Below are 23,049 nucleotides of genomic sequence, written 5' to 3' on the forward strand. Positions count from 1 at the left end.
GTGATTCAATTAGACTGGCGCCATTTGATGACACTTGTCTAAAGGAATCCTCTCATGACACCTCCCCGCTTCAAAACAACACTGCTCGGCAGCGCTATCCTGCTGTTGTTGAGCGGTTGTGGCGCCGACGCCACCACGCCAGCTGCGCCGCAACCACCGCAACTGCGCACCGTCCAGGTCATGACCCTGAAAGCCCCCGTCGCCACCCGCCAGCACACCTTCAGCGGCGTGCTGAAATCGGCCCGCACCACCGATCTGTCGTTCCGGGTACATGGGATGTTGCAGGAGCTGGTGGTGACCGAGGGGACACGGGTCAACAAGGGGGATCTGCTTGCCCGCCTCGATCCCCACGATTTCCAGGTCACTGTCACTCAGGGAGAGGCCCAGCTGGCCGAAGCCCGTGCCGCCCATCGGCTGGCGCGCAATGAGCTGCAACGGATCAGGCAGGCCACCGCCGACAACGCCATCGCCGATGTCAATCTTGATCGGGCCATCAGTGCCGAAGCCCGCGCCGGCGCGGCGGTCGAGATGGCCAGCCAGGGACTGCAAAAAGCCCGCGATGCGCTGGCCTACAGCGAGCTGCGCGCCCCCTTTGACGGGGTGATCGGCAAGCGACACATCGACAACCACGAATTTGTGCTGCCCGGCGTCAAGGTGCTTACCCTGCACCAGCCGGAGCGGCTCAATGTGGTGATCGACGTACCGGAGCGCCAGGTTGCCAGGATCACGCCCGGCCTGCCTGGCCACCTCGCCTGGGGCCAGCGCCAGCAAGATATCGCGGTGACGGTGACCGATATCGCCTCCATCCCCGCCCCGCTCAAACGTACCTACGAGGTGACGCTCTCCCTGCCGCGGGATCAGAACAATCTGGTGGCGGGCAAGTCGGTCAATGTCACCCTCGACCTGCCGCAGCAAGCGGACACCCGCCTCTTCTGTCTGCCCGCCATGGCGGTCAACAGTCAGGATCGCCAGTGGCATGTCTGGCGGGTGGATGCGGATCGGGTGGTCCGGGTGCCGGTGTCGCTTCATGGCCAGCAGCGGGATGCCCTCTGTGTCAGCGGTGAGCTAGCAACGGGCGATCAGCTGGTAGTGGCAGGCAGCGCCTTTGTCAGCGAGGGTGAACAGGTCGCCATCATGGCAGACCTGTCGCTGGAACGGGTGGCCAAATCATGAATCTCTCAACCTTTGTACTGCGCCAGAAGACCTTCGTGATCTTCTTCACCCTGCTCTGCACCCTGGTCGGGCTGGTCTCCTACTTCCAGCTCGGCAAGCTGGAAGATCCCGCCTTCACGGTCAAGAGTGCGGTGATCGTGACCCTCTATCCCGGCGCCGATGCCGGTGAGGTGGAGCGGCTGGTCACCGATCCCATCGAAACCAAGTTGCAGGAGATGGAGCATCTGTGGAAGCTGCGCTCTCTCTCCCGTCCCGGCAGTTCGATGATCTTTGTCGATCTGCAGGAGCAGGTGAACTCGGCCGAACTGCCCCAGCAGTGGGATCTGCTGCGCCGCAAAGTCAATGACGTCAAGCTCTCGCTGCCTCCCCAGGCCCAACTCACCATAGTGCAGGACGAATTTTCCGAAGTGTATGGCATGCTCTTCTCCCTCTATGGTGACAGTGTCGCCATGGCCGAGCTCAAGGATCACGCCCGCGAGCTGCAACGCCGGCTCAAGGCCATCGAGGGAGTGAAAAAGATACAACTGCACGGTATTCAGGAGCAGGTGATCAACATCGATGTCGATGATGAGCGACTGGCGCAGGCCACCCTGACCACCCTGCAGTTGTTCGAACAGCTGGGTAGCCAGAACCTGCCGCTGCACAGCGGCGATTTCGCCATGGGCATCGAGCAGATCCGCGTCGAACAGGCCGGGGCGTTCGGCAGTGTGGAAGATATCCAGAACCTCAGCATCAAAACCGGCATCAATGGTCTGGAAAGCGCTACCGTGCGGCTGGGTGATATCGCCAACGTCTACCTCGACTATCAGGATCCCGCCATGACTCTGAGCCGTTTCAACGGCCAGCAGGCGATCACCCTGGCAGTCAGCCCGGTCAACGGCATCAACGTGGTCAGCATTGGCGATACCCTCCGCCAGGAGTTGGCACAATTCGAAGCCACTCTCCCGGAAGGGGTTCATGTCGGCGTCGTCGCCTATCAACCGGAAGAGGTAGCCAAGTCCGTCAACAACTTCATCATCAACCTGGCCGAGAGCGTGATCATCGTGGTGATCGTGCTGCTGATCTTCATGGGTTGGCGCAGTGCCGCCATCGTCGGGGTCAGCCTGTTGCTGACCATCCTCTTTACCCTGATCTACCTCAACCTGACCCAGGTTGATCTGCAGCGGGTCTCGCTCGGTTCATTTATCCTGGCGCTGGGTATGCTGGTGGATAACGCCATCGTCATCGTCGATCTCGTTGAGGCCAAGTTGCGTCAGGGGATTGCCCGCAATCAGGCGGTGAGCGACAGCATCCGCGAAATGGCACTGCCGCTGTTGGCGGCGACCCTGATCGCCGCGCTGGGTACGGCGCCCGTGCTCTTCTCCCAGACCGATGCGGCCGAATTCGCCCTCTCGATTGTGCAGGTGCTGTGCAGCTCGCTGCTGCTCTCCTGGCTCATCGCCATGACGGTCACCCCGCTGCTCTGCTGGTATTTCATTCCCGCACCGACCCAAACCGATGAGCCGATCCCGCCTTCACGGCTGGCAGCGCTCTACCAAAAAGCGGTGTGCTGGTCGGTGGATAACCCGGTCAAACTGCTGCTCGGGGTCGCCCCGGTACTGCTGCTGACCCTGGCGATCATTCCATTGCTGCAGGTCAACTTCATGCCCTCCTCCGATCGCCCCATGCTGTTTCTCGACTACTGGCTGCCCAACGGCGGGCGGATTGCCCAGACCTCGGCCGACATGCACAAGATTGAGCAGTGGTTGCTGCGCCAGCCACAGGTGACCAGCCTCTCCAGCCATATCGGCGAGAGTGCCCCCCGTTTCTCGGTCACGGTAGAGCCGGAGCCCTTCGACAGCAGTTATGGCCAGATCCTGATCAACACCCGCAGCTATGAGGATATTGCCACCCTGACGGCGGCAGGCGATGCCTGGTTGCAGGCCGAATTTCCCTACGCCGAGCCCAGATTCCGCCCGCTCAAGCTGGCCACCAAGGACAAATTTGCCATCGAGGCACGCTTCGTCGGACCAGATCCGCAACAGCTGCATCGGCTCGCCAATGAGGCCAAACGGCGGCTGGCCGCCAACCCTCACCTCATCTATATCAGGGATAACTGGCGCCAGGAGAGCAAGGTGCTGGTGCCCCTCATCAATCAGGATGCGGCGAGGATCGCCGGCATCAATCGCGCCGACATCGCCAACGCCATTACCCGGGCAACCGATGGCAGCCTGATTGGCCAGATGCGCCGTGATGATGATCTCATCCCCATCAAGCTGCGCAGCAGCAATGCCAACCTGGCCCAGTTTGACAATATTCCGGTGCGCTCCCTGCTCGGCAGCCACAGCGTGCCGATGGGACAGGTGGTCGATGGCATCGAGTTCAAGGGAGAAGAGAGCATGCGTTGGCGCTACAACCGCCAGCCTGCCATCACGGTGCAGGCAGACGTGAGGGGCGATACCCCCTCCAATGTGCGCAAGGCGATTGCCCGCGAACTGGAGGCGATTCCCCTGCCCCCCGGCTACACCATGGCGTGGGGCGGTGAATATTATGACGAGAAGCGCTCGGTCGATGATCTGATGACCCAGACCCCCAAGGCGATGGTGCTGATGACCATCATTCTGATCGCCATGTTCAGTGCCTACCGTCAGCCGTTTATCATTCTGGTGACGCTGCCGCTGGCCTCTATCGGCATTGTCTGGAGCCTGTTGCTGCTGGACAAACCGTTCGGCTTTATGGCGATTGTCGGCATGATCTGCCTCAGTGGCATGATCATCAAAAACGGCATAGTGCTGATCGACCAGATCGAACTGGAACGCAAAGGGGGCCGGGCTCTGGCTGACGCGGTCAAGAGAGCGACCCTCAACCGTACCATGGCCATCTCGATGGCGGCGCTCACGACAGTGCTCGGGATGATCCCGCTGCTGACCGACCGGCTGTTTGATCAGATGGCCGCGACCATTGTTGGCGGGCTCTCGGCCGCCTCCTTCCTCTCCCTTTTCGTGATGCCGGCGCTCTATCAGCTGCTCTATCGGCACGAAGCGCAAGGCGCACTCATCCCTTCCCGCAGCAAGGAGCCATGCCATGACTGATCTTCGACTCACCCTGGTGGCCACGGCTCTGCTGCTGGCCGGTTGCAGCATGACCCCTGACTATGAGGTGCCACAGGTGGCCGTGGGGAGTGTCTATCTCAACGCCAGCCTTGCCGAGGGGATCAGTGAGGCCAAACCGGAGCCCGGACGACTCTGGTGGCAACAGTTCAATGATCCGCAGCTCGATCGGCTGGTCATGGCGGCCCAGCAGCAGAATATCCCCATTAGGATGGCCAGCGAGCGCATCAAAGCAGCGCAATCCTACCAGACCGCGGTCTCCTCGCTGAAGGTGCCTACCATCGCCCTCAACGCGGGTTATGTCGATATGCGGTTGAGCGAAAATGGCCCGCTAAGCGGCCCCGCCGTTGCCGAGTTCACCCTGCCGCCCCAACTGGGGGGGAGCAGTCTCAGTGTGCTGGATCGTGATAACCAAACCCATCTGGCCAGTGCCACCATCGGCTGGGAGGCAGATCTGTTTGGCCGGATCGATGCCCTGAGTCAGGCGGCCAGCATCCGGGTAGAGCAAGCCGAACTGCTGCAGCGCAATCTCACTACCCTGATGACCGCCGAGGTGATCAACAACTATCTGCAATACCGCGCCGCCGGGGAGCGCGTCGCCATCACCAGACAGCTCATCGCCGAGCAGCAACAGGTGTTGACGCTGGTGCAGTCGCTGCATCGTCATGGCTATGGCTCCGAGCTGGATCTGGCCAATGCCCGCGCCGCCCAGGCCGCGACAGAGGCCATGCTGCCGATGCTCGACAGTGCGCGCGCCGCCCATCTCGGTCGGCTGGCCATCCTGCTCGGAGAGACCACGACGCAGACCCGCAACCGGCTCGACGAGGGCGCGTTGCCACAGATGTCGGGCCTGATCCCGGTGGGGTTGCCCTCCGAACTGCTGAACCGGCGCTTTGATATCGCGTTGGCCGAGCGGGAGATGGCGGCACGCAACCAGCAACTGGGCGCCGCCATCGCCAACCGCTATCCGAAACTGGTATTGACTGGCACCCCCGGCGTGTCGGCCAGCGATCTCGACGATCTGCTCTCCTCCGGTTCAGTGGGCTGGTCCCTCGGCGCAGGCATAAGCTGGAACCTGTTCGATGGTGGGCGGGGAGCCGCCATGGTGGATCTGCAGCAAGCGGGGTTCAGGGAGTCTGCCCTCGCCTACCAGCAGGTGGTGAATGGCGCCTTCAACGAGGTCGATACGGTGTTGAGGGCCTATGCAAACAGCCAGCAGTATCAGCAGTTAATCGCCCGGGCCGACGATCAGGCTCAGATAGCCGTCAACAAGGCGACCAGCCTCTACCGGGCGGGGCTCGAAAACCACCTCAGCGTGCTCAATGCCCAGCGTGTCAGCAACAACCTGCAGGATGCCCGGGTACAGGCCCGCCTCAATACCGCCACCACAGTGGTACTGCTGCACAAGGCGCTGGGTGGCGAGTGGCGAGTGCCACAGGACGCCCCTCCAGAAGATGAGGCGTTAACCGGAGAGGCAACATAGCAATGAGCCCGGCCAATTGGCCGGGCTCATTTTGTATCGATCAGCTCCCTGTAGCTCGCAAGGAGTGGGTCACAACAGCGCCCTGAGCGCCGCCATGGAGTCCACCACCGCCACAGGCCCGTGACGACCGAGGGCATCACGGCTATCCACCCCCCAGGAGACGCCAATGCGCGGCATGGCGATCGCCTCGGCCATCGCCATATCGTGCACTGAGTCACCGATCATCACCGCCTGTCGGGGTGACAGCCCCAGCTCGGCCAGGATCTGCTCAAGCATCAACGGATCGGGTTTGGAGTTGGCCTCATCGGCGCCGCGACTGGTAACAAACAGCGGGCGCAGTCCGGTCTCATCCAATACCCGATCCAGCCCTCGGCGTGATTTACCGGTGGCGACCGCCAGTTGCAGCCCCTGTGACTGCCAGTCATGCAGCAACTCCCCTGCCCCGGCGAACAGCGGGCTGGGGGTGGCATCGTGCAGATAGTGATGACGATAGCGATCGATGAGTGCGGCAATCTGGCGCTCATCGCTGGTAGCTCCACTGTCACTGCATAAGGGGAACAGACGGGACATGGCGACATCGAGGCTCAATCCGATGATCTGCCGGATCTGGGTTGGCGTAGGCACCGCCAGCTCACAATCTCTGGCGGCCCCTTGCACACAGGCAACAATCCGGCCCACTGAATCCATCAGGGTACCGTCCCAATCGAAAATGGCGAGCCGGATATCTTGCATTAGTGCGCCAGCTTTTCCAGGAAACCGTCAAGCTCGGGTGCAAGGGGGGCTTCCACCTGCATCTCGCGCCCATCGGCCGGATGGGTGAAGCTCAACTTCCAGGCATGCAAAAAGAGCCGTTTCAGTCCTTGGCTGCGCATTTTCTCGTCAAACGCCGCTTCACCGTACTTATCGTCACAGGCGATCGGGTGACCGGCATGCAGGGTATGCACGCGGATCTGGTGGGTACGGCCGGTGATGGGGCTGCACTCGACCAGGGTCGCTTCGGCAAATTGACGCACGATGCGGAACCGGGTTTCGGAGGGCTTGCCATCGGCACTGACCCGCACAACCCGTTCACCGGATTGCAGATCGTTCTTGCGCAGCGGGGCGTTGACTACCTTGACGTGGGCTTGCCACTTGCCACGTACCAGCGCCAGATACTGCTTGCGCATGGTCTTGACGCGCAGCTGCTCATGCAGGCTGCGCAGGGCGCTGCGCTTCTTGGCAACCAGTAGCACGCCGGAGGTGTCGCGGTCGAGCCGGTGCACCAGTTCGAGGAAGCGGGCTTCCGGACGCAGGGCGCGCAGCCCTTCGATGACGCCAAAGCTCAGCCCGCTGCCACCGTGCACGGCCATGCCGGAGGGCTTGTTCAGCACGATCATGGCATCGTCTTCGAACAGGATCTGACTCTCCAGACGCTGGATAACACCGAGGTTGGCCGATGGCAGCTCATTCTTCTCGGCAACGCGTACGGGGGGGACCCGCACCTCGTCACCCGCGCAGAGTTTGTACTCCGGTTTGATGCGCTTTTTGTTTACCCGCACTTCGCCTTTGCGAAGGATGCGATAGATCAGGCTCTTGGGGACGCCCTTTAGCTGAGTCTTGAGAAAATTGTCGATGCGCTGCCCTTCATGCTCAGCTTCGATGGTGAGCAGCTGCACTTGTTGTTGTATCTGTGTCATGGCGCGGATTTTAACACTGCCAGCGCCCCTTGGCTGCATGGTTTGTTGAAAAATGGCGCCTTGCTATAAAAGAGGTTTAAATGGGATAATAAACAAGGTTTTGTCATTGTGTTCAAGCCTTGTACTAAGTGGCCAAAAAGTATGCCACCCAATCCCGAAACACCGTGTATACAAGAACATGACGGTTCCCGGGTGCGAGGTACAACGCATGGAGAACACAAACATTACCGTTTATTTGTCTCCATTTCGGCATCCTTATTCATCCCTTCTCGAGAAGTGATGACCAGAGCGCCCTTAGTTTGCGCCTCATGCATACCCCAACCGGGAGGTTGCCCCAGTATGCTGAAGACCCGAGGCCGGCGCCGGCAGGACCCCAGATGGAGGAAATCAAAATGACACAATAATGAGAACTCAATGAAAAGAATGCTTATCAACGCAACTCAAGAAGAGGAGTTGCGCGTAGCGCTGGTTGACGGACAACAGCTCTACGATTTGGATATTGAAAGTCCGGGACACGAGCAGAAGAAAGCGAACATTTACAAGGGTAAGATCACCCGCGTAGAACCCAGCCTTGAAGCTGCTTTTGTTGACTATGGCGCCGAGCGCCACGGTTTCCTGCCGTTGAAGGAGATCGCCCGCAATTACTTCCCCTCCGGTTACTCCTATCAGGGTCGTCCCAACATCAAAGAAGTGGTCCGTGAAGGTCAGGAAGTTATCGTCCAGATCGACAAGGAAGAGCGTGGCACCAAGGGTGCAGCCCTCACCACCTTTATCAGCTTGGCCGGTAGCTACTTGGTGCTGATGCCCAACAACCCCCGTGCCGGTGGTATCTCCCGCCGCATCGAGGGTGATGAGCGGACCGAACTGAAAGAAGCCCTGAGCGGATTGACCGTGCCGGAAGGCATGGGCCTGATCGTGCGTACAGCCGGTGTGGGCAAGTCTCCGGAAGAGCTGGAGTGGGATCTGAACGTTCTGCTCAACCACTGGGACTCCATCCACAAGGCGTCACAAGAGCGTACAGCTCCCGTGCTGATCCACCAGGAAAGCAACGTGATCGTGCGCGCCATCCGTGACTATCTGCGTCGCGATGTGGGCGAGATCCTGATCGACGATCCGGTGATTTTCGAACGTGCCAGAGCCCATATCGAACTGGTTCGCCCCGATTTCCTCAACCGTGTGAAGCTGTACAAGGGTGAAGTTGCCCTGTTCAACCACTTCCAGATTGAGAGCCAGATCGAATCAGCCTTCCAGCGTGAAGTGCGCCTCCCCTCCGGCGGCAGCATCGTTATCGATCCGACCGAAGCCCTGACATCCATCGATATCAACTCCTCCCGCGCCACCAAGGGCGGCGATATCGAAGAGACTGCGCTGCAAACCAACCTGGAAGCGGCCGACGAAATTGCCCGTCAATTGCGTCTGCGCGACCTGGGTGGCCTGATCGTTATCGACTTCATCGACATGACCCCGGTTCGCCATCAACGCGAAGTGGAAAACCGTCTGCGTGAAGCGGTGCATCAGGACAGGGCCCGCATCCAGCTGGGCCGGATCTCCCGTTTCGGTCTGCTGGAGATGTCTCGCCAGCGTCTGCGCCCCTCCCTCAACGAGTCCAGCAGCCATATCTGCCCCCGTTGCCAGGGTCAAGGGGTCATCCGTGACAACGAATCCCTCGCCCTGTCCATCCTGCGTCTCATCGAAGAAGAGGCAATGAAGGACAACACCGAGCAGGTTCACGGCCAGGTGCCGGTGGATGTTGCCGCCTATCTGCTTAACGAGAAGCGTGCCGCCATCGCCAGTCTGGAGCAGCGCAATGATGTGCGTGTTTACATCATTCCGAACCAGCATCTGGAAACCCCGCACTACGAAGTAACCCGCATTCGTCAGAACGAGATCCCGGAAGCGGCCAGCTACGAGCTGAAAACCGAAATTGCCAAGCCGACCTACCAGCCGAAACAGGCCCAGGTGATCGAGCGTGAGCAACCGCTGTTGCAAGGCTTTGCCCAACCGGCACAACCGGCTCCTGTTGCACCGCAACAGCCTGTGGCGCCCGTTGCTGCGGCCCCTGCCGAAGCCGGTTTCTTCAGCAAGCTGATCAAAGGCATTACCGGCCTGTTCAGCAGCGATGCAGCCCCTGCCGAAGTGAAAGCGTCAGCCGAGAAACCGGCCGCGCGTGAAGCTCGCAAAGAGGAAGGTCATCGTCACCAGCGTGATGAGACCCGCGCCCGTGGCCAGCGTCCCCGTCGTGACGACAATCGCAACAACCGCAACAATGCGGAAGCTGGCGAGAAGCGTGAAGGTGGCAACCGCGAAGCGGGTGAAAACCGCAATCGCCGTCCCCGTAAAGAGCGTGAGCCTCGTCAGGAACGTGAAGCCCGTAACGAGACCCGTGGTGAAGTGCGCAGCGAACAGCGCATGGAACGTGAACCCCGTCAGGAACGCGAGCCTCGCGAACCTCGTCAAGAGCGTGCGCCACGTCCGGCCCGTGAACCGCGTGCTCCCCGTGAGCCGCGCGCCGAGGTCGTTGTTGAAGCGGTAGAAGCCGTTGATGCAGTCGCCATCGAGCCACGTCAGGAAAAAGAGCAGAAAGTGGCCGAGCGCCGCGAACGTCGCCAACTGCGCAAGCAGATCCGCGTCGATGTCGCCGCTGCTGACACCCCTGCCCGGCCGGTTGACGATGCAGCAGTGCAAGCTGAGGTAATCGATGCAGTGGGTAACGAGCAGGAAGAGCAGAGTGAAGGGCAACGCCGTTCACGTCGCACTCCGCGTACCCAGCGTATCGAAGGCCAGCGTCGCAAGCGCATCAACGAAGATGCCCGCAGCCAGCGTGATGAAGAGCAACCCGCGACAGAAGGCCAGCTCACTACCGCTGCTCAGGCTGATGCTGCCAAGGTAAAAGCCGAAGAGCCGGTAGTACCCGTGGTCACCATCCCGAGCGCGGAAGCCATTGCTGCCGCCCTTCAGGCCTCTTCCGCGCTGACCGAGCACGTCGTTGCTGAAGCCATTGCCGAAGAAGCTGCCGAGCAGGCCACTGCCCTGGTTGCAGCAACTCAAGCCGATGTTGCTACCAGCCCGGTTGTTGAAGCTGTCGCTGAGGTTGTAGTTGCCGCAGAGCCAGAAGTAGCCGTTGTTGCTGCGCCGGTTGCCGAAGTGGTCACCGCCACCGTGGTTGAAACCGCACACGTTGTTGAAACGGCCCCGGTTGTTGAAGAAGCACCGGCCGTAACAGCCCCTGTTGTGGAAGCCACACCTGTCGCCGCTGTTGTTGAAACACCAGCTCCTGCTGCTGTCATCGAAACCCCGGCTGCCGTGGCTGCGGTTGTGGTGGAAGAGGCGCCGGTTGTCACCAAACAGGTAGTACACGGTGCTGGCTTGCTGGCTCGTGCTCGCAAGGCATCAGCGCCGATGGCAACTCCTGCCGAAGCCCCTGCCCTGCCTGCTCGTGAGCCGGTTAACCACCCGCCGCTGGTACGCAACGAGGTGAGCACATCCGGTCGTCATGGTGGTAGCACAGCTGCCGTCAACGTGGCTACCAGCCCTGCTGGTCGTCCGTAACCGATCCGGGTTAGCCCGTTAATCAAAGCCACACCAATCGGTGTGGCTTTTTTATTACTCTCTTCCCTATCCTCTTATAGCTCCAACGAGCCCCTCGTTGAGACTCACGCCCTCCCTTTGTTATTTCTCTTTCACCGCCCCCAGCTTCCACGCATATTTGCGCCTTGGATATCCCCGAGAGCGCCTATTCAAAGCGCTCATGTTCAGCATCATGCCAATTGATATAGTTAGAGCAGACTTTTGTTTGTTGGCATACGGCAATCATTCGGATGACCGTTTTAAAGATTGAATTCAATGAAACCACGCATGACGGCAGACTTGGTGGTGGTTGCTGTTTGGTCTAATCATCCCGGACACCATTTTAGGTGGTACAGTCGCCACCAGACCAATTAAGAGAGCAAGCTCCCATCACCCTGGTCTGCTGTGCTTTCGGTGTTCCAACATCCTGTTTTTACGACTATCTGGCTCGCAAGCGGACGATTAACCGTGAGCGGATACAGCAACGCAGCGAGTTGCGCCGGTCATACTTGGCGGGTCGCCGGCTGGGCGATGTCTGACAAACCTGATGCAGAGTTGGCAATCAAAGCACTGGAGATGGCCTATCAGGCGTGCTGTTTTACTCCGAGTAGGGTAGCCAATACGGCAGTCGGGCATTTCGGCAACGACTGTGGCGCTATCTGAGTCGCCGTGGTAACTGTTGGGATAACGCCCCGATGGAGCGGTTGTTCAGAAGCCTGAAGTCAGAGTAGCTCCGGCAACGGGATACATGGGTCTGTGGGAAGCAATGAGGGATATCAGTTATTACCTGATGGATTACTACAACTGGCGGCGTCCATATCAACACAATGACGGGATCCCGCCAGCAAAAGCCGAGGTTCGGCCTAGCCAAGTGTCCGGATTTAGTTGACCACTACAGCCGCCGGTAGAGATTGAAAGGCGGTTTATTTTTCAGCAAAAGAGTGTCTAGAAAACCAGAGGTGATTCAATCGCAGATATGAAAAAAGGGCCCGCAGGCCCTTTAAAAAAAAGTAACGATGTTATCCACCAAACAGATGGTGGCTGACGATGAACAGGCCGCCGGAGAGCAGCATGGTCAGCGGCAGGGTCAACACCCAGGCCATCAGTATGGTCTTGATGGTCTGGCTCTGCAGGCCGGATTTGTTGGCAATCATGGTACCCGCCACCGCAGAGGAGAGGATGTGGGTGGTGGACACCGGCATACCGGTCAGACTGGCGACCCCGATGGAGGTTGCAGCCGTGATCTGGGCCGCGATGCCCTGGCTGTAGGTCATGCCGGTGGTACCGATCTTCTCGCCCACGGTATGGACGATACGACGCCAGCCCACCATGGTGCCGCAACCCAGCGCCAGCGCGATGGAGACGATCACCCAGGTCGGTGCATATTCAGCGGTCGCGGTCAGATCCTTGCGCCATTTGGCCAGATCGGTCAGCTCCTTGGCGGGCAGCGGCAGCTTGGCAGCCTTGCGGGCGGTGTCATCGATACAGAGCAGCAGACGACGCACTTCACGGCGATCAGTCAGGCTCATCTGATCATAAGTACGCACCGCAGCCAGACGGGCATCCAGGGTAGCCATCGCCTGCAACACGCCATCGGCGGAGCAGTGGGTCATCAGCTCTTCCTGAGCCGTTACCGGTGCAGAGAAGTTGATGACGCCAGAGAGGGCGGGCTGGTTGCGCTGGTAGATCTCCATGATGCGCTGGTTGGCATCCTGGGTCCGGTCCAGATCATAGGAGCGGCTGCTCATGTCCAGTGCAAAATAGGCGGGCGCCATGCAGATCAGCACCAGCATCACCAGACCGATGCCCTTCTGGCCATCGTTGGAGCCGTGCACGAAGCTGACGCCCATGGCAGAGGCCACCAGGGTCAGACGCGCCCAGAACGGCGGGTGTTTCTTGCCATCCACCAGCTGACGCTCTTCCGGCGTCTTGTGGATCTTGTTGCTGGTCCAGATGCGCTTCATCGCCAGCAGCAGCAGCGCCGCGATGATGAAACCGATGGTGGGAGAGATAATGAGGGAAAGCATGATGTCGATCGCTTTGCCCACGTTGATCCCCTCTGTCACCGGTTTATGGGTGATCCAGGCATAGGCGCCGCCTACCCCCAGAATGGAACCGATCAAGGTATGTGAACTGGAGGCCGGGATCCCGAAGAACCAGGTACCCAGGTTCCACACGATGGCGGAAAACAGCAAGGAGAAGACCATGATCAACCCTTGGGTGGAATCCATCCCAAGCAGCAGGTCGATGGGCAGCAGATGGACAATGGCATAGGCCACACCCAAACCGCCGAACATGACGCCGAAAAAGTTGAAGATCCCCGATGCGACCACCGCCAGGTGAGCCGGCATCGCCTTGGTATAGATAACCGTTGCTACCGCGTTGGCGGTATCGTGAAAGCCGTTGATAAATTCATAGGCAAGCACAAAAAAAACGGCCAATACCAAACCGATTGACCACCACAAACCCAAACCACTAAACATTTCAAACATAAAAAAAAGCCTGTTTATGAGTTGCGGCGGATTATGCCAGATGGCGGCCAACACCATAGCCACCATTGAAATATTTCAGCCATAAAAAAAAAGAGCTTTTTGGTAAAAAATATCCTAGAGCCAGTCTTTATGCGGCTTGCCACCGATTAATTAAAGCCATCGATGATTGCGGGAAAGGACAAAAATAGCTGATATTTAAGCCAATAATTTCATTTTTATGACGTTTTTATGACAGAAAATGGGTAAAAATGGTGATAAAACACCCCTTCCCCGCCAATCTCATCCGACCAGCACCTCAAACCCCATACCCGTTTGATTCCAGATGCAAAAAGGGAGCACCTTGTGCTCCCTTGAATCGTTGTAGTAAGACCTGTTATCAGTCCTGATTTATGCGGCTGGCAACAGCGCCCTGCTGGCTCTTGTACTTGGCATTTTCCCGCTTGTTGTACGGACGGGCGGCGGCGCCGGAGAGCATCTCGAAGTTCAAGGCGCCGATCTTCATCTTCGGGCGCAGCGCCAGCGGCAGTTTGCCGCCGTTGTAGAACTCCAGCACGATGCGACCGGACCAACCCGGATCGATGCGGTGCGCGGTCACATGCACCATCAGACCCAGGCGCGCCAATGACGAGCGGCCATCCAGCCAGCCGACGATATCGGCAGGCAGGGTGACGGATTCATAGGTCACCGCCAGCGCCAACTGTCCCGGATGCAGATAGAAGGCTTCACCATCGGGGACGTGGATTTCGTCACTCATCACCCGATCGATGGCATCGGCCATCTCGCTGCTCGGACCGCTCAGATCAATATAGGGAGCGGTATGATCGCGAAACACCCGAAACTCGTTACCCAGCAGCACATCGACACTGACACCACTGATCCGCTCTACCCCGGGCCGTGGCTCAATGACGATCTTGCCTTCATCCAGATGGCGTTCAATATCGGTATCACACAGACGCATTGGGCGACTCTCCTGACAAATTGTGCTTTTAAAAAAGCCGGGCATCACCCGGCTTGTTTCATCTTAACCAATCAACATGTGGCGAATACGCGCCTTGAGCATGTCGATGGCGATGCGGTTCTTGCCCCCACGGGGCACGATCACATCGGCATACTGTTTGGACGGCTCGATAAACTGCAGGAACATCGGACGCACCGTCTTCTGATACTGCTTGAGCACGGAGTCCATGGTACGGCCACGCTCCTGCACGTCACGCACCAGACGGCGCAGCAGGCAGATGTCGAGCGGGGTATCCATGAAGATGGAGGCATCCATCAGATCCCGCAGACGGCTGTCGGTCAGCAGCAGGATCCCTTCCAGAATGATCACCCGGCGCGGCGCAAACGGGGTCACTTCGCTCATCCGGGTATGTTCGGTGTAGGAGTACTGGGGAATGGCGACCGCATCACCTTTGACCAGCTGGCTCAGGTGCTGTACCAGCAGGTCGTGGTCCAGCGCATTGGGGTGGTCATAGTTGGTCTTGACCCGTTCTTCCATGGTCAGGTGGGTCTGATCACGGTAGTAGCAATCTTCGGTGATCACACCAATCTGACCTGCGCCCAGTTCGGCCACCAGCTCTTCATAAATGGTCTGGGCGATAAGACTTTTGCCAGACGCAGATGCGCCCGCAATACCGATGATCACACACGAATGTTGAGTATCAGACATGACAAATACCTAAAAGAGAAGAGCAGTGGGGATGGTTTAAACCGATCCATTATATAAAAAAGGGTGGGTCATGCCCACCCTCAATTCCCTTTCAAGTGACCGATAGCCGATTATTCATCCAGTGCCATGGCATAGAGGGGGGTCGCAATCGGTTTTGCGCTGAAAAAGAGTTCAGCCCCTACCCTGCGCGCCAGTTTCAAATAGGCCTGAGCCAGGCTTCCTTCCGGTGCGCCGAACACCGTCGGGCAGCCATCATCCATGTGCTGGCGGATATCGATGTGCAGCGGCAGCTGGCCAAGCAGCGCCACTTGATACTGCTCTGCCATCTTCTGGCCACCACCGGTACCGAACAGCGGTTCATGGTGACCGCAGGCGCTGCAGACGTGGTAACTCATGTTCTCGATGATGCCGAGCACCGGCACATTGACCTTGTTGAACATGGCGATCCCCTTGCGGGCATCGGCCAGCGCCACATCTTGCGGGGTTGTGACGATCACTGCCGCCGAAGTGGGCACCTGCTGGGCCATGGTGAGCTGGATGTCGCCAGTACCCGGCGGCATGTCCACCACCAGATAATCCACTTCACCCCAACGGGTCTCATGGAGGATCTGCGCCAGCGCCTTGCTCGCCATCGGGCCACGCCAGATGGTGGCATCCTGCTCGGAGACCAGATAGCCGATACTGTTGCTCTTGAGGCCACAGGCCATCACCGGCTCCATCAGCTTGCCGTCATGACTGACCGGGCGCTCCTTGAGGGTGCCCATCATGGTGGGAATGGAGGGGCCATAGATATCGGCATCGAGAATGGCGACCCGCGCCCCCTCTTTTTGCAGGGCCAGCGCCAGGTTGACCGCGGTGGTGGATTTGCCCACCCCCCCCTTGCCGGAGGCAACCACGATGATGTTGCGGATCCCTTGCACGGCATTGAGCCCTTGCGCCCGCGGCATGCTGGCGACATCAATCTCCAGTGCCCAGTCGATACGGGCGGCACCCGTGGCGCTGCGCAGCCTGGCATCGTAGTTTTCTTTGAGCTGATCGAGCAGCGAGAGACCGGCAAACGGCAATACCAGCCGGATAGTAAGCCCCTGACCCTGATTGATGATCTCGCGAACGAATCCGGCATCCACCAGATCCTTGTGCCAGCCTGCTGGCTTAAATTCGGCGAGGATCTGTTTTACTGAATCAATCACCATTAACTCCTCATTATCTTGTCTTTATCTTGAGGTGAACGGTTACCGCACACAAATCAGTGGCTTGCCTGCCATCGTCACGGCAGGTTCTGCCAAGGTCGGCACAGCCACAACCCTAGGCAGGCTACCCCCAATTCGGGTAACATGCACGGCACTCTATCATCCCAACAAGCACATCAAGAACGTAATATGGCAACTGATCCTCGTAAAATGCTGGTAACCTGCGCCCTCCCCTATGCCAATGGCTCCATCCATCTTGGCCACATGCTGGAACACATCCAGGCCGATATCTGGGTTCGTTATCAGCGAATGCGCGGTCATCAGGTGCACTTCATCTGTGCCGATGATGCCCACGGCACCCCGATCATGCTCAAAGCGCAACAGATGGGGATCACCCCGGAAGAGATGATTGCGGCCGTCTCCAAAGAGCACCAGACCGATTTCGCCGGTTTCAACATCAGCTTTGACAACTATCACTCCACCCACAGCGACGAAAACCGCGAGCTGGCGGAACTGATCTACGGTCGTCTGAAAGACGGTGGCTTTATCAAGGGCCGCACCATTACCCAGCTGTTCGATCCGGAAAAATCGATGTTCCTGCCGGACCGTTTCGTCAAGGGTACCTGCCCCAAGTGCAAATCCCCGGAACAGTACGGTGACAACTGCGATAGCTGCGGCGCCACCTACAGCCCGACCGAGCTGATTGATCCGAAATCCGCCGTCTCCGGCGCGACTCCGGTGATGAAGGACTCCGAGCACTTCTTCTTCGACCTGCCGCAGTTTGAAAAATGGCTCTCTGAGTGGGTACGCGGCTCCGGCGCCATTCAGGAAGAGATGGCCAACAAGATGCAGGAGTGGTTCGAGAGCGGCCTGCAGCAGTGGGACATCACCCGTGACGCTCCCTATTTCGGTTTCGAAATCCCCGGCGCACCGGGCAAGTTCTTCTACGTCTGGCTCGATGCCCCCATCGGCTACATGGCCTCTTTCAAGAACCTGTGCAACAAGCGCGGCGACATCGACTTTGACAGCTACTGGAGCAAAGACTCCAGCGCCGAGCTCTACCACTTCATCGGTAAAGATATCGCCTACTTCCACTGCCTGTTCTGGCCATCCATGCTGGAAGGTGCCAACTTCCGCAAGCCGACCAAGGTCAACGTGCACGGCTATGTGACCGTCAACGGCGCCAAGATGTCCAAATCCAAGGGCACCTTCATCAAGGCATCCACCTACCTGAACCACCTGGATCCGGAGTGCCTGCGCTACTACTACGCTGCCAAGCTCAACAGCCGCATCGACGATCTGGACCTGAACCTCGATGACTTCGTCGCTCGCGTCAACGCTGACGTGGTCAACAAGCTGGTCAACCTCGCCTCCCGCAACGCCGGTTTCATCGCCAAGCGTTTCGACGGCAAGCTGGCGGCCACCTGCGCCGAGCCCGAGCTCTACGCCGAGTTTGCCAACGCCCGTACTACCATCGCCGAGGCCTATGAGGCACGCGAATTCAGCCGCGCCATCCGCGAAATCATGGCGCTGGCCGACAAAGCCAACCGCTACGTGGATGACAAGGCTCCCTGGGTCATCGCCAAGCAGGAAGGGGCTGACGCCCAGCTGCAGGAAGTCTGCTCCGTCGGTATCAACCTGTTCCGCGTGCTGATGGCTTACCTCAAGCCGGTGATGCCGCTGCTCGCCGAGCGTGCCGAAGCCTTCCTGGGTGAAACCCTCTCCTGGGATGGCGTGGCCCAGCCATTGACCAACCATCAGCTGACCCCGTTCAAGGCGCTCTTCTCCCGCATCGAGCCAGCCAAGGTAGAAGCCATGGTAGAAGCCTCCAAGGAAGATCTGGCCAAAGAGCAGGCACCGAAAGTGACCGGCCCGCTGGCAGACGACCCCATCAGCGAAACCATCAGCTATGACGACTTTGCCAAGATTGACCTGCGCGTCGCACTGATCAAGAAGGCCGAAGCGGTACCGGAAGCCGAGAAACTGCTCAAGCTGCAACTGGATATCGGTGGTGAGACCCGTCAGGTGTTTGCCGGCATCAAATCCGCTTACAACCCGGAAGATCTGGAAGGCAAGCTGACCGTGATGGTGGCCAACCTGGCGCCGCGCAAAATGCGTTTCGGCATGTCCGAAGGCATGGTGCTGGCCGCAGGCCCTGGCGGCAAGGATCTCTGGATCCTGGAGCCGCAGGAAGGCGCCCAGCCTGGCATGCGCGTCAAGTAAGCGTATCGCTGACTGCGACCACAGCGAGATAGAGAAGAGAGGCCAAACGGCCTCTCTTTTTTTGTCTCACATCTTTGGCTTGGATAGTTTTTGTGGATGCTGGTCGCGGATGGCTTTCTGCCACTCAGCTTGGCAGGATCTGCGCTTTGGTCCGAATACCTGACCACCCGACTTGGCATCTTATCCGTGTTGTAAGCCTGCCAGCATCGCCAGTTTGAGCGCCACCAGCTCCGCCTGCTGGCACTCCAGTAGACGCAAACGGGCGGTGACCTTCCCCTTCAACTGCTGCTGCAGTTTCGTCTGCTGGTGGGGGCGTCCCTGCTCTGCTCGCAACGCCCGCCGCCATTGACGCCAATCCTGCAACTGGCCGAGTCGCTCCTGCCAATGAGTCAGGGTGGTCAGCCAGCCCGGATCCCCTCCCCCCAGCGCCTGCAGCAGCTCAACGCCATAACGGACCTGCTTGATCTCGAGGCGCAGCCGATGCCAGCGGCGCAACTGTTGACGACGGGTGTGGGCCGATTTTCCGGCAGAGAGAGGATGTTCATCGAGGGCGCACTGCGCCTCATCAAGCCGCAGGGCCAGATGTTGCTGATAGAGCGGCACCAATACCCGCGCATCCGGCACCAGCGCCACCGCTGTCAGCCAGCGGGCCAGTCGCCGCGACAACAGGGGCACGCGGCAGGTCGATTTGTGGGTATCAACAGTGCTGGCAGGCGGCTTGCCAAAACGCTCGGTGTAGACCTGCGCATCCCGCAGCGCCGAGAGCCGCCCGAGCGAGCGCAACAAGCGCCGCTCCAGTTCGGAGTGATAGAGCAGTGGCCACCACAGGGCGAGCAGCGCCAGCAGGCGGCGCGCCGCGATACGGTAGCCATGCACGGTCGGCTCGCTGGCCTCTTCACGCACCGCCCGCGCCGCCTCCTGATAACGGGTGACCCAGACTTTTGCCTGAGTCAGCAACAGACCTTCCTTGTCAGCGTCCATCTCGTCCCTGCCGCTTCAGTTGGTGTGAAAGCCCTGACCGGTGGGTGGCAGCGCCTCTTCATACTCCATCCGGGTCACTCTGGCGGTGCGCGGGCCATGCTCCAGCCACCCCAGCATCATCTGCACCCCCTGCGCGGGGCCGCTGATCAGGATCTCCACCGAGCCATCCTCCAGGTTGTAGGCATGGCCCCGCAAACCCAGTTGCAGCGCCCGCTCACGGGTGAAGTAACGAAATCCCACCCCCTGCACCTACCCCCACACCCGAATGACAAACGATTGCTCTCCCATTTCTCACACCTTCCGCTTAAGAAAAAAATTCCCGAGACGATAATGTGCCCGACACTCTATCTCTGCAGGATGCAGCTCCATTATGAAAGAAGTTAAATTCCGGTGGGTTGACCGCTATCTCATTCACCTCACCATCAGTGAAAAATTCCATATCGCGTTCTGGTTACCGCTCTTTATCATCGCCTTTCTCAGCTGGTACATGCTGGCGACCAGCCATCAGCAGGAGATCTCCCTGCGGGTAGCGCAGTTGCAGCAACGGGTCGAGACCACGGCGCAGCTTATCAGCCAGCAGCCCACCCTGGTGTTGCCTTCGGATCTGCGTCTGACTCAGCAAGGCAGCAGCGGGTTGCAGCAGCAAGGGGCTCACTACCTCTTTAGCGCGCCAGCGGGTCAGGCGGGCTACGTCACCGGCGATCTCGATACCGGCAACCTCTCCATGTGGGACGGCCAAGGCTCGACCCTGACCCTGATCGGCGCACTGGCCGCCCTGATGGCGCTGGTGATCCACTACATGATGACCTTTGTCTCTGGTGCGCTCTACTCCACCAACAAGGCGCTGCAAACCGTGGCGGACGGGGATCTCACCTTCCGTCTCAACTTCTTCCCGGTGCGCGACGAGTTCTCCACCCTGGCGGGCAGCATCGACCGCTTTACCGACCGCCAGCACCAGATCGTAAAACTGGTGGAGGAGTCTGCCGAAGCGCTGACCATGGCCGCCGACGAGTTTCGTGACCATGCCCGCGAAGGCGAGACCCTGGCACGCTCCCAGCGCCAGCACATGGATTCACTGGCCACCGCCATGGAGCAGATGTCGGCGGCGATCCGCGAAGTGGCGCGCAATGCCAACGACACCCTGCAGCAGACCCGCCAATCGAGTGAAGAGGCGGCCAATGGCGCCAACCGGGTAGCTCGTACCATCGAGGCGATCCGCACCCTGGCCGACGAGATTGGCAACGCCTCCGGCGCGGTCGAGCGGCTCACCCACAATGCCAACCGGATCAACGAAGTGGTCAACGTCATCAACGCCATCTCCCAGCAGACCAACCTGTTGGCCCTCAACGCCGCCATCGAAGCGGCCCGTGCCGGTGAGCAGGGTCGCGGCTTTGCGGTGGTGGCCGACGAGGTGCGTACCCTCGCCAGCCGTACCCAGCAGGCGACGGTGGAGATCCAGCAGATGATCGAGGAGCTGCAGACCGGTACCGGCGCCCTCAACGAGATCATGGAGAAGACAGTTGGCCGCGCCGCCAGTAGCCAGCAGCTCATCAGCGAGGTGGGGCTGGATATCGAAAAACTGAGCAACCACAGCGATGCGGTGCTGGAGATGAGCACCCAGATCGCTACCTCGAGCGAGGAGCAGAGCTCGGTCGCCGCCGAGATCACCCACAATCTCGATCAGGTACGCCATGAAGCGGCGCAGGTGGAAGAGTCTGCCAGCGCCTCGGTAGCCGGTACTCAGGGACTGAAAGCCACCGCCACCGAGCTGACCCAGGCACTCAAGGGGATCACTCTCTGACGCTTGCCACAATAAGCCCGGTAACAAGAGGCAATATGAGAAGAGGCCACCCAACGGGTGGCCTCTTCTCTTTATTGATCGTGCCAATAATGGCGACCAATTACTTGTTGGCTGGCAGCCCCGCTCAGGATTGCAGCAAACTCAGGGCCGCATTGGGGCGACTGTTTGCCTGACTCAAAATCGAAGAGCTCGCCTGCTGCAAGATTTGGGTACTGACCAACCGTGCCGACTCCACAGCCATATCGGCATCCCGGATCCTTGAGCGGGCAGCACTGAGGTTCTCATTGGCATTGGCCAGATTGCGTACCCGTGAATCCAGCGCGTTGGCCTGGGCGCCGAGCCGAGAGCGCTGAACACCCAGCTGTTTCATACCCGCATCCAGCGTTTTAATGGCTCTGCTGGCGTTGTCGTCACTCAGAACATCAATGTTATCAACGGTATATTTCTTCTTGTCCTCTTGATAAAAGCCAAGCGCATTCAAGCTCGATCCCTGCATATCAATATTGGAATACTTGTCGCCTGATGAACGCAGTTCCATCTGACCGATATACGTTGTCGGTGTGACATCGGGCAACAGAGAGCTCAGAGAAGCATTGCTGATCACCGGAGGCGCCGGTGGTGCGGGCTGTGGAGGGGGCGTGGTGCCATTGGCCAGCGCAAGGCTGTTGCCCTGAGCGCTATGCATGGTCAATGCATTGCTGGCGGGATTGCTGTTGTTGGAGGCACTCACATAAAAACCCAGACCTGCCGATTGAGCAGCACTGTTGATGCGTTGAACCACGGTTGCCATGATGGCACTATTTTTTGTTGTCGGATTAACCGGATCCCATCCGGTCATATCAATGCCCGTGGTCAAATCCACAGAGTGACCCGCCACATCGATATAGGAGGGTAATGCGGATAAATCGACTGCGGAAGCAACTGAAAATGGCAGTTGTTGCGCTGTTACCGGCCCCTGATTATTAGGAAAGGTGGTGCTATTGATATCTGCCACGAACGCTTCCAGGGTGGAATAGTCCTTGTCAAAGGTCACACCGTTAAGCGTGACAGGCTGAGATGAAAGCTTGAGATCAGCAATGTCATACGCCCCCGGCTTGCTGCCTGCGGGGCTGCGGGCTTGCCACTCCATCTCGCCCAGATTTTTGGTCTGGGCATTGAGATCGGTAATGACGGTATTCTGCCCTGCATAGGCACCGACCGAGAAGATGCCTTTGTAACTTCCCGCCAGCAGCTCCTGCCCGGCAAACCGGGTGCCTGTGGCAATCCGGTCCATCTCCAACTGCAATTGCTTGAATTCGGCATTCAGGGCCACGCGATCCTCTGCCGTATTGGCACCGCTTCCCGACTGCAATGCCAGAGTGCGCATCCGCTGCATCAGATTCACCGACTCATCTAGCGCACCATCGGCCACGTTGATCACCGAGATCCCATCGTTGGCATTGCGGATCGCCGTGTTGGTCCCGTTGACTTCGCTGGTGAGGCGATTACTGATCTGCAAGCCTGCCGCATCATCGGCGGCACTGTTGATACGCAGTCCGGATGAGAGCCGTCGATATACCGAGTCCAGCGTGTTGGATGATTGACCAAGGTGGCGTGATGCATTGAGTGCAGAAATATTGGTGGCGATGGTGAGTGACATGGATAGCTCGATACAGGAAAGATTCAAAATGGTCTCCCCCACTATCGACATCACCAAATGACTCTTTAG

15 protein-coding genes and 1 pseudogene are annotated in these 23,049 nt (G+C 59.1%); 7 read left to right on the top strand and 9 right to left on the bottom strand.

Annotation, left to right across the window (positions count from 1 at the left end; genetic code table 11):
- Positions 1-54 precede the first annotated feature (54 nt).
- From PG888_RS07255 to PG888_RS07265, 3 genes are read left to right on the top strand one after another with little or no spacing between them, the layout of a single operon-like run.
- Positions 55-1,173 (top strand): efflux RND transporter periplasmic adaptor subunit, encoded by a 1,119-nt coding sequence (locus tag PG888_RS07255; RefSeq protein WP_182939675.1) that lies wholly within the window; start codon positions 55-57, stop codon positions 1,171-1,173.
- On the top strand, positions 1,170-4,244 hold the full coding sequence (locus tag PG888_RS07260) for an efflux RND transporter permease subunit (RefSeq protein ID WP_182939674.1): 3,075 nt from the start codon (positions 1,170-1,172) through the stop codon (positions 4,242-4,244). Before PG888_RS07255 ends, PG888_RS07260 begins: the two co-directional genes overlap by 4 nt.
- Positions 4,237-5,745 (top strand): efflux transporter outer membrane subunit, encoded by a 1,509-nt coding sequence (locus PG888_RS07265; protein ID WP_182939673.1) that lies wholly within the window; start codon positions 4,237-4,239, stop codon positions 5,743-5,745. Before PG888_RS07260 ends, PG888_RS07265 begins: the two co-directional genes overlap by 8 nt.
- Before the next feature lie 69 nt (positions 5,746-5,814).
- Here the strand turns inward: PG888_RS07265 and PG888_RS07270 are convergent, their stop codons facing one another.
- Positions 5,815-6,477: an HAD family hydrolase gene (locus PG888_RS07270; RefSeq protein WP_182939672.1), complete on the bottom strand. Its 663-nt coding sequence runs from the start codon at positions 6,475-6,477 to the stop codon at positions 5,815-5,817.
- Complete coding sequence (gene rluC, locus PG888_RS07275; protein WP_204356693.1) at positions 6,477-7,421, bottom strand: 23S rRNA pseudouridine(955/2504/2580) synthase RluC; 945 nt, start codon at positions 7,419-7,421, stop codon at positions 6,477-6,479. Before rluC ends, PG888_RS07270 begins: the two co-directional genes overlap by 1 nt.
- Before the next feature lie 414 nt (positions 7,422-7,835).
- On the opposite strand from rluC, the gene rne reads away from it, so the two are divergent.
- Positions 7,836-10,970 carry a ribonuclease E gene (gene rne, locus PG888_RS07280; protein WP_182939671.1) on the top strand — a complete coding sequence of 1,045 codons (3,135 nt, stop codon included), beginning with the start codon at positions 7,836-7,838 and terminating at the stop codon, positions 10,968-10,970.
- A gap of 383 nt (positions 10,971-11,353) precedes the next feature.
- Positions 11,354-11,877, top strand: a pseudogene (locus PG888_RS07285) (IS3 family transposase); the annotation flags it as partial.
- 130 nt (positions 11,878-12,007) lie between these two features.
- Here the strand turns inward: PG888_RS07285 and PG888_RS07290 are convergent.
- The 4 genes from PG888_RS07290 to apbC all read right to left on the bottom strand — a co-directional run bounded on the left by PG888_RS07290 (position 12,008) and on the right by apbC (position 16,339).
- The gene (locus PG888_RS07290; RefSeq protein ID WP_139409088.1) at positions 12,008-13,480 is read right to left on the bottom strand and encodes an inorganic phosphate transporter; all 1,473 of its coding nucleotides are present in this window, start codon (positions 13,478-13,480) and stop codon (positions 12,008-12,010) included.
- A 376-nt stretch (positions 13,481-13,856) separates the two neighbouring features.
- A complete protein-coding gene (gene dcd / locus PG888_RS07295; protein ID WP_042061717.1) occupies positions 13,857-14,438 on the bottom strand; it encodes a dCTP deaminase in 582 nt (193 codons plus the stop codon).
- A 63-nt stretch (positions 14,439-14,501) separates the two neighbouring features.
- The gene (gene udk, locus PG888_RS07300) at positions 14,502-15,146 is read right to left on the bottom strand and encodes a uridine kinase (RefSeq protein WP_005345570.1); all 645 of its coding nucleotides are present in this window, start codon (positions 15,144-15,146) and stop codon (positions 14,502-14,504) included.
- Positions 15,147-15,256: 110 nt separating this feature from the next.
- A complete protein-coding gene (gene apbC / locus PG888_RS07305) occupies positions 15,257-16,339 on the bottom strand; it encodes an iron-sulfur cluster carrier protein ApbC (RefSeq protein WP_005345574.1) in 1,083 nt (360 codons plus the stop codon).
- A 186-nt stretch (positions 16,340-16,525) separates the two neighbouring features.
- On the opposite strand from apbC, the gene metG reads away from it, so the two are divergent.
- The gene (gene metG / locus PG888_RS07310; protein ID WP_182939670.1) at positions 16,526-18,559 is read left to right on the top strand and encodes a methionine--tRNA ligase; all 2,034 of its coding nucleotides are present in this window, start codon (positions 16,526-16,528) and stop codon (positions 18,557-18,559) included.
- A gap of 180 nt (positions 18,560-18,739) precedes the next feature.
- On the opposite strand, the gene PG888_RS07315 is transcribed toward metG, so the two are convergent.
- Together PG888_RS07315 and PG888_RS07320 are read right to left on the bottom strand one after the other, a co-directional pair.
- Positions 18,740-19,540, bottom strand: a complete 801-nt coding sequence (locus PG888_RS07315) for a CHAD domain-containing protein (RefSeq protein ID WP_270693072.1) — start codon at positions 19,538-19,540, stop codon at positions 18,740-18,742.
- 15 nt (positions 19,541-19,555) lie between these two features.
- Complete coding sequence (locus tag PG888_RS07320; protein WP_270693071.1) at positions 19,556-19,789, bottom strand: acylphosphatase; 234 nt, start codon at positions 19,787-19,789, stop codon at positions 19,556-19,558.
- Between the two features lie 121 nt (positions 19,790-19,910).
- Between PG888_RS07320 and PG888_RS07325 the strand changes: the two genes are divergently transcribed.
- Positions 19,911-21,341, top strand: coding sequence for a methyl-accepting chemotaxis protein (locus PG888_RS07325; protein ID WP_182939668.1), 1,431 nt, complete (start codon positions 19,911-19,913; stop codon positions 21,339-21,341).
- Between the two features lie 124 nt (positions 21,342-21,465).
- On the opposite strand, the gene PG888_RS07330 is transcribed toward PG888_RS07325, so the two are convergent.
- Positions 21,466-22,980 carry a flagellin N-terminal helical domain-containing protein gene (locus PG888_RS07330; RefSeq protein WP_232093644.1) on the bottom strand — a complete coding sequence of 505 codons (1,515 nt, stop codon included), beginning with the start codon at positions 22,978-22,980 and terminating at the stop codon, positions 21,466-21,468.
- Positions 22,981-23,049 lie beyond the last annotated feature (69 nt).

This window comes from Aeromonas sp. QDB23 (genome assembly GCF_027707745.1).
Classification (GTDB): Bacteria; Pseudomonadota; Gammaproteobacteria; order Enterobacterales; family Aeromonadaceae; genus Aeromonas; species Aeromonas allosaccharophila.